This window comes from Bacillus sp. SIMBA_005, from assembly GCF_046535585.1.
Taxonomy (GTDB): Bacteria; Bacillota; Bacilli; order Bacillales; family Bacillaceae; genus Bacillus; species Bacillus pumilus.
Genome location: NZ_JAWRWI010000005.1, coordinates 206,511 through 219,874, shown reverse-complemented (window position 1 = coordinate 219,874; position 13,364 = coordinate 206,511). Strand labels below are relative to the sequence as shown.

The window sequence follows — 13,364 nt, the reverse complement described above, 5'->3', positions numbered from 1 at the left end:
GAGGGTGTACGCCAATGCCAAAGGGAGAGGGAAAGGTTGTTTCCCAAAACAAAAAAGCAAATCATGACTATTTTATAGAAGAAACATATGAAGCCGGCCTTGTGTTACAAGGAACTGAAATCAAATCGATTCGTGCAGGAAAAGTGAATTTAAAAGATTCCTTTGCCAAAATCGAGCGGGGAGAAGTGTTTCTTCACAACATGCACGTGAGCCCATACGAGCAGGGGAACCGTTATAACCATGATCCGCTGAGAACGAGAAAGCTGCTGCTTCATCGCAAGCAAATCAGCAAATTGATTGGTGCGACAAAGGAAGAAGGCTACTCACTCGTACCGCTGAAACTCTATTTAAAAAATGGCTTTGCCAAAGTGTTGATCGGAATTGGTAAAGGGAAAAAGAAATACGATAAACGTGAAGATCTGAAGAAAAAAGATGCAAAACGCGAAATCGACCGTGCCTTCCGTGATCGTCAAAAGCAATTCTAGCCTGATGCAGATGGCTTGCTGAGAGCGGAAGCATTATGCTACAATATGTTATGCAGTAAACAATCATCGCTTTTCTTACAGAAAACACCAGTTGTTTCAAGCGATGAGATTGTTATAATAGTTATAAACGGAAGCAGTTAAGCTGAACTTCCATCCCGTATATCCCTTTTACAAGGGGACGTTACGGATTCGACAGGGGCGGTTCGAGCTTGAGCTGCGAGCCGAGAGGCGATCTCGTTAACACGCACTAAATGTAACTGGCAAAACTAAAAGTTTTAACCAAAACTTAGCACTAGCTGCCTAATAAGTGCAGCGAGCTCTTCCTGACATCGCCTATGTGTCTGTGAGGAGCCCAATGAAGTAGGCTACGCTTACGTTTTCGTCTGAGGACGTAAGAAGAGATCCATCAGACTAGCTCTCCAAGCGCCCGTCAGCAGGCATGAGGATGAGTGAACACCAAATATGTTGACTACGCTCGTAGACGCTTAAGTAATCGATGTCTCTGGACGTGGGTTCGACTCCCACCGTCTCCATCAAAACTTTTAGAATGCAGTCGTATCAAGGGTTTGAAAGCCCTTGATGTGGGGCTGATAACATGTTGTTCTAAACGATTGGTTAGCACAAAAAGATTTTATTAAAAACTTTAAGAATAAAAAAGACGCTATTTTAAGCGTCTTTTTTTTATTCTGTAATAGTATTATAACCTAAATTATTATTCGGAGTATCAATGAGAATTTAGCATTTGCTAAAGAGGTATTTGCTTCTTCATTTGGGGTTAAAGAAGTTGAAGCTGCTAAAAAGAAAAAAATCATCTGGTATAAAGGTTGGTGTATCTGTGAGGTTTGCATGTACAGTTTTCAATGCTGTGATTGGTTTTGCTGTTGGGGGTGGCGTTGTGTTATACAACATTTATTATTAAAAAAGGCAAAGCAGAAGCTAAAAGAATATTCACTAAAACCTTAACAAGTAGATTAAAGGCGTGGGGAGCTAAAAAATTAGCGGTTTCTATTGGTGTTGCTGTCGCAATTGCTCTAAATTATTTGGATATTGGAACCCAAATTGCTAAACAATTAGATAAAAGGGATAAAGGCCCTAATAATGGTTGGGTGGATATTTATTAGGAGGAATTTTGTGAAGAATATAATGAAGTATGCTGTTATGATTCTGTTTATCAGCGTATTTTTCTATTATTACAATATGTTTGTACCTAAAAATTTTCTGTACATTATCATCGCATTTCCTATTTGTCTTATTGCTATTAACATTATTGATAAGTTTTTTACTAATAAGCGATGATGAAAATAAGCAAGCTCCATGCTTGCTTATTTTGGTTATTCCAAAGAATATAACTCTATTGACCAGGTACACTTAGCTTTGACCTTTGTTGTATATTTGGCTTTACTTTTTAATTTATAAAATATTAATCTAGGTTCAATTTTTTATAGTTTTCAAGAATGTTTCCTCAAAGAAGACTGCACCAATCGAAAAAATAAAGGACAAACCACAATCACTGCCATCATCATCAACAAACCATTCGATACAATTTTCACAAAAGTTGTTTGAACCACATAAACTGCAATCAGCAGTAAATAACTCACCAAAAATATCAATCCAGATGCTCTCTTCTCAAAAGGCTTCTCCAAAAGAATCAGCATAAACAGCCCCGCCATTATAATCAAAAAAGTCATATACCTTGCAAGCCTCCTCTTCATTGATTTTCCAATCCCCACATTGTACAGATATTTCTCCGAACGCAACATATCTCTCCCTCAAATTAAGCAAAAAGTAGTGGAAATATAAGGTCTCATGGATAAAAGTCGACCGAAACTTTACAAAAAACCCCCAACCAATTCAAAATCACATCTTCCCATTTGTGACTTCCTCATATATAGTAAGATTAGACTAGTTCTAAATAACTGAAATTGGGGCGTTTACATGGATTCGATTGTTTTACATTTTATTGTGATCATGAGTGTTTCTGGCATTCTGTCCGTGATATTATCAATCATTGCTCATGCGAACCGCTACCGGTATATTGGCTGTCAATTGTTTATGTACATGTCTGGAGCAACTGCGATTTATATCTTTGGGCACACGTTTGAATTATTGGCAAATACACCTAGGGAGATTATGTTCTGGGTTTGTTTTCAATACATAGGCCTTCCGTTCATCGCGCCATTCAGTTTGATGATTGTGCTGCAATTTACGGGATTCCATCAATATTTCACAAAGCGCCGCGTGCTTCTCATCTTACTGATTCCAACTCTCACCACCATTATGGTGTTCACCAACTCTTTTCATTCACTCTTTTATCGAAGCATTACGATGAATCCAGTAGACGGATTTTTATTGGCTGACTTTACGATTGGCTATTGGTATATCATTCATGGCGTCTATACATTTGGCTGTTCGATGCTCGCTATTTTTATGCTGGTTTGGTTTTTGCGTGTCACAAAAAAGGAATATTTAAAGCAGATCCTTATTTTGCTAGTGGGCATGTTACTGCCAATTACGACATCTTTTATCTATTTATTAGGTGTGACACCTCTTCATATTGACCCGGTCCCTGTGGTGATGTTTTTAACCAATGCGCTCTACTTATGGGCGATTATGTCGTTCCAGCTCTTTAAGCTCTCTCCCATTGCGATGGAGCGTGTGTTTGAGCATATGTCTGAAGGGGTTCTCATTTTAGATCGATACCGAACACTCATCGATTACAACCCCGCTGCTGCATCGATCATTCCAGCCCTTTCTAATAAAAAGGGGATTGGTTTTAAAATAGACGATATATTCTCAGGGATCATCAAAGATACTGACTTCATTCAATGGCTGCGTTCTCCGCAGGATCATTCGCAATATGATCTAATGTTGAAAAAGGAAAAAGATCATTCCAGCTATTATCACTTGACCGCATCGTCCCTATTTAATAGAAGAGGAGAGATTGAGGGCAGGCAAATTGTGATCAGTGATGTAACAGAGCAGCGTTTATTGCAGGAAGAGCTGGAGCGCCGTGCATATATTGATGGATTGACGAATATCTTCAATCGGTCTTCATTCATTGAACGAACGCAGATGATCCTAGAAGAGGATGCGCAGGATACGGCTGTTATGCTGTTTGATATTGATTTCTTTAAACAAATTAATGACACGCACGGACATCATATTGGTGACGAGGCACTGCGTCATGTTGTCACCATTTGTCAGCAGCATTTACAAATGGACGATTTATTCGGACGATATGGCGGAGAAGAGTTTGCTATTTGTCTGCCGCATCATTCTTTTGAAGAGGCATGTCATATTGCGGAGCGAATTAGACATTCGTTTGAGATGAGTTTCTTTGAGAATGATGAGGAAAAAGTGCGAGTGACAGCGAGCTTTGGAATTGCTCACACAGCTTATGATCCAAATGTATTAGAAACTCTTCTATTTGAAGCGGACCAAGCCTTGTATATGTCAAAACGCCAAGGACGCAACCGGATTTATGCGTCAACTGGAGCAGACTATATGCTTTATGAAGAGAAGAATTGACATGCCGCTAGCTTCTCATTGACGGTTGTCCTGACATTCGATATGATAAACATAACATTTGAACGGTTTCCTAAAAGGGGAGTAGCTTTTACGGTTTGGTCGTCATTACAGAAACATCCGTTGTTTCTCGGCCATTCCGGCATGAACAATGTTAGCCAGACCTTTGCCTATCACACATGAGGCAAAGGTCTGGCTATTTTTAAGGTCTTTTTAAGTCTGTGTGATAGGGAAGCAGAACAAATGATGCGTTTAATCCCACAGATGAAAGGATGATCGATCTTGAAAAAATATGCGATAGCTTTCCTATTTTCCGGAACACTTGTATTAAGCGGGTGCTCCAGCTTACTTGATCAAGTCAACGATACAACGACATATGTCACTGAGGCCAATGACTATGTCACAGACATTCAGCAATTTACAGAGGACTTTCCAAAACTTGCTGAAGAAGCTGTGAAAAACGCTGCCAAAAAAGCAGAATTAACCAAGCAGTTAGAATCATTGAAGGCAGACATTCAGGCATTTAATGAAGTCAAAGCACCCCAAATAGCAGAAGACCTGCATGCACAGATCATTGAAAAAAATAAGGTGCTGTCAGAGGAAATTCAAACGTATTTACAGCAATTGAAGGCAGATAACATCGACGTTGCCGCCATGCTTGAGGACCAGCAAGGGTTGATCAAGCAGCTTCAGCAGTCCGTGAATCTATTGCAGGACATTGAACAATTAACAAACTAAAGCAAACACTATAAAGTGAATTCAGCATATCTTTGCCTTTTCCGGTGGAGATATGCTTTAATTTAAGGAAAGACAAGTCATAATGGAAAAAGGTGATCACATGACAGAACATGAAGAAAGACATATGGCTTCGCCTAGAGCCGAGAAGGAAAAAGATCAATTGATTAATCGGCTGAAACGAGTGGAAGGACAAGTGCGCGGAATTCAGCAAATGATTGAAAACGATCGTTACTGTATAGATGTTGTCAATCAAATCTCCGCAGTCAATGCGGCTTTGAAAAAGGTCAGCCTTCATTTGATGGAAAAGCATACACATCACTGCGTAGCGGATGCGATTAAGAGCGGCAATGGTGATGAAGCCATTGAAGAGTTAATGACGGTTTTTACGAAACTGACAAAATCGTAGCATTTATATGTTTACAATGATACCCTACTGGGGTATAGTAAGTGTAGAAAATGATTGATGGAGGCGATGAGAAATGGAACAAGCAACACTTCAAGTGCAGGGCATGTCTTGCGGACATTGCGTAAAAGCAGTCGAAGGAAATGTAGGAGAACTAGCAGGTGTTGAATCTGTGAAAGTCCATTTAGACAAAGGAGAGGTGGAAGTTTCTTTTCACCCAGAACAAGTCACGTTGCACCGTATCTCTGATGTAATTGAAGAACAGGGATATGATGTCGTATAAATGAACATACGTGCTGCATAACAGCACGTATTTTTTTCAAAATATAATACCCTCATGGTGTATATGGAGAGGTGAGGTTAATGAAGAAGGAAATCGACTTTCAAATTACGGGGATGACCTGTGCTGCCTGTGCAGGACGCATCGAAAAGGGATTGAAAAGGCTGGAAGGTGTGGAGGATGCCAATGTGAATTTGGCGCTGGAAACATCTCATATTGTGTATGAAGCAGAACAACTCACACCAGAGGAGCTAAAGCAAAAAATTCAATCCCTCGGCTACGATGTGGTGATGGAGCAAGCAGAATTTGATATAGAGGGAATGACGTGTGCAGCGTGTGCCAACCGAATCGAGAAAAAAATCAATCGGATGGATGGTGTTGATCATGGATCTGTAAACTTTGCGCTGGAGACCCTTCAGGTCACGTATCACCCTGACCAAACGTCTACAAGTGATATAAAGGATGCGGTTCAGTCCATTGGGTATTCTTTAATTGAACCAGCTGTAGATGAAGCAGAGGAAGGAAAGAAAGATCATCGCCAAGCAGCAATAGAGAAACAGACGGCACGCTTTTTATTTTCAATGATTCTGTCACTGCCGCTTCTTTGGGCAATGGTCAGTCATTTTTCTTTCACGTCTTTTATTTGGCTTCCTGAAGCGTTCATGAATCCTTGGGTTCAGCTGGCGTTAGCAGCGCCCGTTCAGTTCATTGTCGGCTGGCCCTTCTATGTAGGTGCGTATAAAGCGTTACGTAATAAAAGTGCCAACATGGATGTTCTTGTCGCACTTGGGACATCAGCTGCGTTTTTCTATAGTTTATATGAAAGCATTCAGTCAGCGGTTCAAGGCACACATGAGGCAGCCCTCTATTACGAAACAAGTGCTGTACTCATTACGTTGATCGTTCTCGGAAAATTAATGGAAGCAAGAGCGAAAGGGAGATCATCAGAAGCGATTCAAAAGCTAATGGGTCTACAAGCGAAAGAAGCGGTCATCGAGCGAGATGGGGAAGAGATGACTGTTCCTATTTCTGAAGTGAAAGTGAATGATCTTGTGTTTGTCAAACCGGGAGAGAAAGTGCCGGTAGATGGAGAAATTGTGGAGGGAACAACCGCAATTGATGAGTCCATGATTACGGGCGAAAGTCTGCCTGTTGATAAAACGGCTGGTGATGCGGTCATTGGGGCAACCATCAATAAAAATGGGTTTGTGAAAGTGAAAGCGAAAAAGGTTGGGAAAGAGACCGCCCTTTCACAGATTATTAAAGTCGTAGAACAAGCACAGGGCTCAAAAGCACCGATTCAAAGGATGGCAGATCAAATTTCAGGGATATTCGTTCCCATTGTTGTAGGAATTGCAGTGCTCACCTTCCTGATCTGGTTTTTCTTTGTTGATCCAGGAAATGTGACAGCAGCACTTGAAACCTTTATAGCGGTCATCGTCATCGCATGTCCGTGTGCGCTTGGCCTTGCTACACCAACCTCAATTATGGCTGGGAGCGGCCGTGCAGCTGAATCAGGCATCCTGTTTAAAGGCGGGGAGCATTTAGAGGTGACTCAATCACTCGACACGGTGGTGTTAGATAAAACAGGAACTGTGACAAAAGGGGAGCCGAGTCTGACAGATGTGCTGGCATATGCCAATTGGACAGAAGACGCGCTGCTACAGCTAGCAGGATCAGCAGAACAGCAGTCGGAACACCCGCTTGCCAGAGCGATCACAGATGGAATGAAGGAACAAGGTCTAGAAACGGTCGAGATTGAATCCTTCCAAGCAGACCCAGGTCATGGAATTGAAGCAAAGGCAGCAGGACACAAGCTTTTGATTGGGACGCGTAAGTTATTACAGAAACATCATATCCCATATCATCAAGTCGAAGCATCCGTTTCAACACTGGAGCAGCAGGGGAAAACGGCTATGCTTGTCGCGATTGACGGTGAAGTTGCGGGCATTGTCGCGGTAGCCGATACGATCAAATCATCCTCATCTCAAGCGATCAAGCGTCTGAAAGAGCAAGGAATTCATGTCGTGATGATGACAGGTGATAACAAGATGACAGCAGAGGCGATTGCGAAACAGGCGGGCATTGATCATGTCATTGCTGAAGTCCTGCCAGAGGAAAAGGCTGCTCACATTGCGGCGCTTCAGGAACAAGGAAAGAAAGTCGCCATGGTCGGAGATGGTATTAATGATGCCCCAGCTCTTGCGACAGCGAATATTGGGATGGCAGTTGGAACTGGGACAGATGTCGCCATGGAAGCAGCAGATATCACACTCATGACAGGAGACCTCCATGCCATTGCTGATGCGCTTGTATTTAGTCAAAAAACGATGAGAAACATCAAGCAAAATCTATTTTGGGCGCTTGCTTATAATTGTATTGGGATACCGATAGCTGCTTTAGGACTTCTTGCGCCATGGCTTGCAGGAGCAGCAATGGCCTTTAGCTCCGTGTCGGTTGTATTGAATGCGCTCAGATTGCAGCGATTGAAACCGGTGAGAGAGGGAGTGGCACAATGAAACTGAATGTCAAATGGATTTGGACGATTAGTGCATTGTTCTATGTTGCTCTTGTCCTCATTGGATATGCGATGTACGATCAATTTTATCCACAACAAGATACACCAAGTGAACAAATGCAAAATCATTAGGACTTCGCCCAAAAGCGAAGTCTTTTTTTAACAATTTTGTGGAAAAACCCACCTTTTAAAAGATTTTTCATAAAAAATTCACTTCTTTTTGTTCCTTTTTGTCGTTTTTTGTAGGTTCATCGTTAAGATGCGATTAAGCAACAAAGAAAGCGTTATCAAAAAAAGGGGGTTCACGTATGAAAAAGTTAGGGTTAGCTTCTCAAATACTCATTGCACTTGTTCTGGGTGTTATCGTGGGAGCGCTGTTTTATCAAAATGAAACCGTTATTAATGTGTTAACGCCGATTGGCGATATATTCATCCATTTAATTAAAATGATCGTTCTGCCAATTGTTATTGCTGCGTTGATTGTAGCAGTGGCTGGAGTAGGGGATATGAAAACCATCGGAAGACTCGGTGGGAAAACGATTCTTTACTTCGAAATTGTGACAACGATTGCATTAGCAGTAGGACTGCTTGCAGCAAACGTTTTCCATCCTGGTACAGGAATTGACATGAGCAACATGGAAAAGGGCGATATCTCTAAATATGAAGAGACATCGAAAGCTTCTTCCGAAAAAGCAAGTTTCTCTGAAACGATTGTGCATCTAGTGCCAACAAACGTTTTCCAATCCATTGCAGAAGGTGATCTATTACCAACGATCTTCTTTACCGTCTTATTCGGATTAGGAATTGCCGCAGTAGGAGACAAAGGGAAACCAGTGTTAGGGTTCTTTGAGGGGATACTCGAAGCCATGTTCTGGGTGACCAATAAAGTGATGAAGTTTGCACCATTTGGTGTATTCGCGCTCATCAGTGTGACGGTGATCAAATTCGGGGTCGGAGCGCTTCTCCCGCTAGGTAAACTGGTACTTGTCGTTTACGGCACAATGGCATTCTTCGTGATTGTCGTACTTGGCATTATCGCAAAATTAGCTGGAACAAGCGTCTTTACACTATTTAGAGTGCTAAAAGAAGAAATCATTCTTGCATTCTCAACAGCAAGTTCAGAAGCTGTACTGCCTAGACTAATGGATAAAATGGAGAAGTTCGGCTGCCCGAAAGCGATCACGTCGTTCGTTATCCCAACAGGCTACACCTTTAACTTAGATGGAAGTGCCATCTATCAATCCATTGCCGCCATATTTGTTGCACAAATGTACGGCATGCCACTTTCCATCTATGAGCAAATTACGTTACTATTAATCTTGATGCTGACATCAAAAGGAATGGCTGGTGTACCAGGTGCATCAATCGTTGTTGTTATCACAACACTTGGTGCAATGGGACTGCCGCTTGAAGGACTTGCCTTCATCGTTGGGATCGACCGTATTCTTGACATGGTTCGTACAACTGTTAACGTATTTGGTAATTCACTTGCAGCCATTGTCATGTCTAAGTGGGAAAAAGTTTTTGATCAAGAGAAATCGAAGAAGTATATTGAGGAATTAAAACAACAAACAAAAGCAGCGTAAAAGGAGATCTTTTCAAATGACGAAGCTACAGGACAAGCAAGTTCGAATCGAACGAGACTTTCTAGGTGAAAAGGAAGTAGACACTCAAGCGTATTATGGAATTCAAACATTACGTGCAGTAGAGAACTTTCCAATTACTGGCTACCATGTTCATGAGGAACTCATCAAAGCATTAGGGATTGTTAAAAAGGCAGCCGCACTTGCAAATATGGATACAAAGCGACTATATTCTGGTCTTGGAGAAAAAATTGTTCAAGCCGCAGATGAGGTTATTGAAGGAAAATGGAACAATCAATTTATTGTCGATCCAATTCAAGGCGGGGCTGGTACTTCAATGAATATGAATGCCAATGAAGTCATTGCAAACAGAGCGCTTGAACTACTAGGAAAGGAAAAAGGCGCTTATACTGAGCTAAGTCCAAACACGCATGTGAACATGTCGCAGTCAACAAACGACGTTTTCCCAACAGCGATTCATATTTCTACATTGAATATGATTGAAAAACTACTTTATACGATGGAAAACATGCATCAAGTCATGACAGAAAAAGCACAAGAATTTGATCATGTCATCAAAATGGGACGTACGCATCTTCAGGACGCTGTTCCAATCAGACTTGGTCAAGAGTTTAATGCTTATGCAAAGGTTCTTGCTCGTGATATTAAACGTATCAAGCAGTCTAGACAGCATTTATATGAAGTCAATATGGGAGCAACAGCAGTCGGAACTGGCTTGAATGCTGATCCTAAATATATTCGCCAGGTGGTTGGCTATCTATCAGACATTAGCGGATTACCGTTAGTTGGAGCAGAAGACTTAGTCGATGCTACACAAAATACGGATGCTTATACAGAAGTATCAGCTGCACTGAAAGTATGTATGATGAATATGTCCAAAATGGCGAACGATATTCGCTTAATGGCATCAGGTCCAAGAGCAGGCTTTGGTGAGCTTCACTTGCCGCCGAGACAGCCAGGTTCATCTATCATGCCAGGGAAAGTCAACCCAGTGATGCCTGAGGTCATGAACCAAGTGGCATTCCAAGTCATCGGAAATGACCACACGATCTGTCTTGCATCAGAGGCTGGGCAGCTTGAACTGAACGTCATGGAACCAGTTTTAATATTCAACTTACTACAATCTCTCAGCATGATGAAAAATGTATTTGAGTCATTCATGGACAACTGCTTGCGTGATCTAAAAGCAGATGAAACGAGATTAAAAGAATATGTAGAAAAAAGTGCTGGTGTCATGACAGCGGTGAATCCGCATATTGGTTATGAAGCTGCTGCACGAATTGCAAGAGAAGCGATTCTTACAGGCGCATCTGTACGTGAGCTTTGTCTGCAAAATGATGTGTTAACAGAGGAAGAGCTTGACGTCATCTTGAATCCTTTTGAAATGACCAAACCAGGTATTGCTGGCGCATCACTTTTAGAAAAGGATCGTTTAGAAGATTAAGCGGCATCATGAGAAGCGCACACCGACAAAGTTCCGGTGTGCGCTTTTTCATGGATGTTTGTTTTTCTGAAGCTCACATAGTATACTATCGTCAATTATTAGGGATGTGACTGCGCTTGAATCTACTAAAAAAATGGTTGAATACAGAGCCTTATTTGATTGTCATGCTCATTGTACTGACACCGATTGGCGGAGAGTTTAAATTTTATCCATTTGAGGACAGCTTTCGGGTCAGCTTTGGAACCGTTGTCTTTTTCTTTATCCTGCTTCAAATGAAAAAATTCCCGGCATGGGCAAGCGGTATCATTGCAGGGGTTTCTGTTTTTGTATTTCGCGTGCTTCTTGATACAGCCGTCACAGGTCATCTTCCGCTGGAAGAGGCGGTTTCATTAAGGTTTCCTCCCCTGCTTTATTATGTCGTCTACGGCACGCTCTTTTATTTATTAAAGGTCAGACGTTTCCGCGATCAGCCTTGGTTGATTGGAGCGACAGGTATCATCATGGAGCTGTGTGCAAGCGTTGTTGAAATGATTGCACTTCGTGGTACCATCGATGAAATTTTAACGATGCGGACGCTGTTTCAACTTTTCGTTTTAGCGATTTTCAGAAGCTTTTTCGTGTTGGCTTGTTATACAATGATTCGTTTATATGAAGAGCAGGCGAGAGAGCGTCAGATGAAAAAGGAAAAGGAACATCTGCTCATGCTCCTGTCTAACCTTTATACGGAATCTACATACTTTCATAAAACACTTGCACATGCTGAACACATTACAGCGACATCCTATCAATTGTATCAATCCTTGCATCACGCAAAGGATGCGGAATCTTTGGATTTGAAAAAGCTCGGAAAAACAGCCCTGCAAATCGCAGGAGAGGTGCATGAGATCAAAAAGGATAATCAGCGGATTTTTTCTGCCTTATCAAAGCTGATTCATGAAGAAAATTTTCAGGCTTATGCAAGTCCTGCGCATATTGCTGGGCTGGTGATTCGTATTCATGAAAATTACGCAGAATCTCTTAAAAAAAATATTGTCTTTCATTATGATGAAGATGGGCAGCATCCCGTCTATCATGTGTATACCATTCTATCTTTGTTAAATAATATCGTTTCCAATGCTGTCGAAGCCATTCCGGTGGATGGAGAGGTGTCACTCTCTATTTCCCAGAAAGAGAACCAGGTGATCTTTCAAATTAGTGACAACGGGCCTGGCATTAAAGAGCGTAATCATCATGTGATTTTTAAACCCGGTTTTACTTTAAAATACGATCAGGCTGGGAATCCATCAAGCGGTATCGGGCTTTCCTACGTGAAGGATACAGCGGAGAAGCTTGGCGGAAGTGTTGAGATGAAGAGTATCCCAAATAAACAAACGATTTTCACGTTAACGATACCAATGGATCAAGTCAGTAGAAAAGAGGGGATTGGGAGATGAGATTTTTTATTGTGGATGACGATGAAGCCGTGCGTTCTTCACTGGCTCAGCTCATTGAAGATGAAGAGCTTGGCATTGTCGCAGGGGAAGCAGTGGATGGCGCAGAGTTAACAGCAAGCTACTTAAATGATTTGCACATTGATATCTTATGTATTGATCTATTGATGCCGGAAAGAGATGGTCTTGAAACGGTTCGAGCCATTAAGGATGAGTTTCATGGGAAATACTTAATGCTGTCACAGGTAGAAACAAAGGAATTAATCGGCCAGGCGTATACGCTTGGTGTCGAGTATTATGTGACAAAGCCAATCAATCGTGTAGAGGTGTTAAGTGTGCTCCACCTCATGATTGAGCGGCTTCATTTGGAGCATTCAATTGAAAATATTCAGCACTCACTCAAATCTGTCATGCAGTTTCAGCAGCGAGGTCAGACCAAAACGAAGCAGCGTGGGAAAACTCTTGCAGAGGCAGGTCAGTTCTTGCTGGCAGAGCTTGGGATTGTGGGTGAAAAGGGGTCTAAAGATTTATTAGATATGATCCTCTTCACAGATCAGTATTTAGCGCTGCATACTGAACATCATGATTCCTTTCCTTCTTTAAAGGTCATTTTCAATGGTGTCACGGAGGATAAATTAAATGAGCCTTACACATCTGCAGACATTGCAAGAGAAGCGAAGGCAGCGGAACAGCGGGTGAGGCGTGCGATCAACCAATCCTTGAAACACATCGCATCACTTGGGTTAACTGATTTTTCTCATCCGACTTTTGAAAATTACGCTTCTAAATTCTTTGATTTCACCATCGTGCGAAAGAAAATGAGTGAATTAACAAAAGAGACGAACGGTAGAGAAGAACATACCCGTATCAATGTGAAGAAATTTGTGCAGGTGCTCTACTACGAAGCAAAACGTATTTTTATGGAAGATTAAAAAAA

Annotated in this window: 13 protein-coding genes and 1 other RNA gene; 13 read left to right on the top strand and 1 reads right to left on the bottom strand. The window is 41.6% G+C overall.

Going from position 1 to position 13,364, the window contains the following annotated elements:
• Positions 1–14: 14 nt before the first annotated feature.
• From smpB to SB660_RS10510, 3 genes are all read left to right on the top strand, one after another.
• Complete coding sequence (gene smpB, locus SB660_RS10520) at positions 15–485, top strand: SsrA-binding protein SmpB (protein WP_003213153.1); 471 nt, start codon at positions 15–17, stop codon at positions 483–485.
• A gap of 174 nt (positions 486–659) precedes the next feature.
• Positions 660–1,021: a transfer-messenger RNA gene (gene ssrA / locus SB660_RS10515) on the top strand.
• Positions 1,022–1,378: 357 nt separating this feature from the next.
• On the top strand, positions 1,379–1,606 hold the full coding sequence (locus SB660_RS10510) for a hypothetical protein (protein ID WP_410582443.1): 228 nt from the start codon (positions 1,379–1,381) through the stop codon (positions 1,604–1,606).
• Between the two features lie 327 nt (positions 1,607–1,933).
• Here SB660_RS10510 and SB660_RS10505 read toward each other — a convergent pair whose 3' ends face one another.
• The gene (locus tag SB660_RS10505; RefSeq protein WP_410582441.1) at positions 1,934–2,173 is read right to left on the bottom strand and encodes a hypothetical protein; all 240 of its coding nucleotides are present in this window, start codon (positions 2,171–2,173) and stop codon (positions 1,934–1,936) included.
• Between the two features lie 247 nt (positions 2,174–2,420).
• Here SB660_RS10505 and SB660_RS10500 point away from each other — a divergent pair, with 247 nt between their 5' ends.
• From SB660_RS10500 to SB660_RS10455, 10 genes are all read left to right on the top strand, one after another.
• Positions 2,421–4,013 (top strand): histidine kinase N-terminal 7TM domain-containing diguanylate cyclase, encoded by a 1,593-nt coding sequence (locus tag SB660_RS10500; protein ID WP_410582439.1) that lies wholly within the window; start codon positions 2,421–2,423, stop codon positions 4,011–4,013.
• 279 nt (positions 4,014–4,292) lie between these two features.
• On the top strand, positions 4,293–4,748 hold the full coding sequence (locus SB660_RS10495; RefSeq protein ID WP_061409637.1) for a DUF6376 family protein: 456 nt from the start codon (positions 4,293–4,295) through the stop codon (positions 4,746–4,748).
• A 100-nt stretch (positions 4,749–4,848) separates the two neighbouring features.
• Positions 4,849–5,154: a metal-sensing transcriptional repressor gene (locus SB660_RS10490; protein WP_012011272.1), complete on the top strand. Its 306-nt coding sequence runs from the start codon at positions 4,849–4,851 to the stop codon at positions 5,152–5,154.
• A 73-nt stretch (positions 5,155–5,227) separates the two neighbouring features.
• Positions 5,228–5,434: a copper chaperone CopZ gene (copZ, locus tag SB660_RS10485; protein ID WP_144461787.1), complete on the top strand. Its 207-nt coding sequence runs from the start codon at positions 5,228–5,230 to the stop codon at positions 5,432–5,434.
• A gap of 80 nt (positions 5,435–5,514) precedes the next feature.
• Positions 5,515–7,950 (top strand): heavy metal translocating P-type ATPase, encoded by a 2,436-nt coding sequence (locus SB660_RS10480; RefSeq protein ID WP_410582436.1) that lies wholly within the window; start codon positions 5,515–5,517, stop codon positions 7,948–7,950.
• Positions 7,947–8,081 (top strand): hypothetical protein, encoded by a 135-nt coding sequence (locus SB660_RS10475; protein WP_257474600.1) that lies wholly within the window; start codon positions 7,947–7,949, stop codon positions 8,079–8,081. The genes SB660_RS10480 and SB660_RS10475 overlap by 4 nt, the downstream gene beginning before the upstream one ends.
• Positions 8,082–8,257: 176 nt before the next feature.
• Entirely contained in the window at positions 8,258–9,535 is a 1,278-nt protein-coding gene (locus SB660_RS10470) for a cation:dicarboxylate symporter family transporter (protein ID WP_003213370.1), read from the top strand.
• A gap of 16 nt (positions 9,536–9,551) precedes the next feature.
• Positions 9,552–10,997 carry an aspartate ammonia-lyase gene (gene aspA, locus SB660_RS10465; RefSeq protein ID WP_342490967.1) on the top strand — a complete coding sequence of 482 codons (1,446 nt, stop codon included), beginning with the start codon at positions 9,552–9,554 and terminating at the stop codon, positions 10,995–10,997.
• Positions 10,998–11,113: 116 nt separating this feature from the next.
• Positions 11,114–12,430: a sensor histidine kinase gene (locus SB660_RS10460; RefSeq protein ID WP_306011199.1), complete on the top strand. Its 1,317-nt coding sequence runs from the start codon at positions 11,114–11,116 to the stop codon at positions 12,428–12,430.
• Positions 12,427–13,359 (top strand): response regulator, encoded by a 933-nt coding sequence (locus SB660_RS10455; protein WP_410582433.1) that lies wholly within the window; start codon positions 12,427–12,429, stop codon positions 13,357–13,359. The genes SB660_RS10460 and SB660_RS10455 overlap by 4 nt, the downstream gene beginning before the upstream one ends.
• The last annotated feature ends 5 nt before the right edge of the window (positions 13,360–13,364 follow it).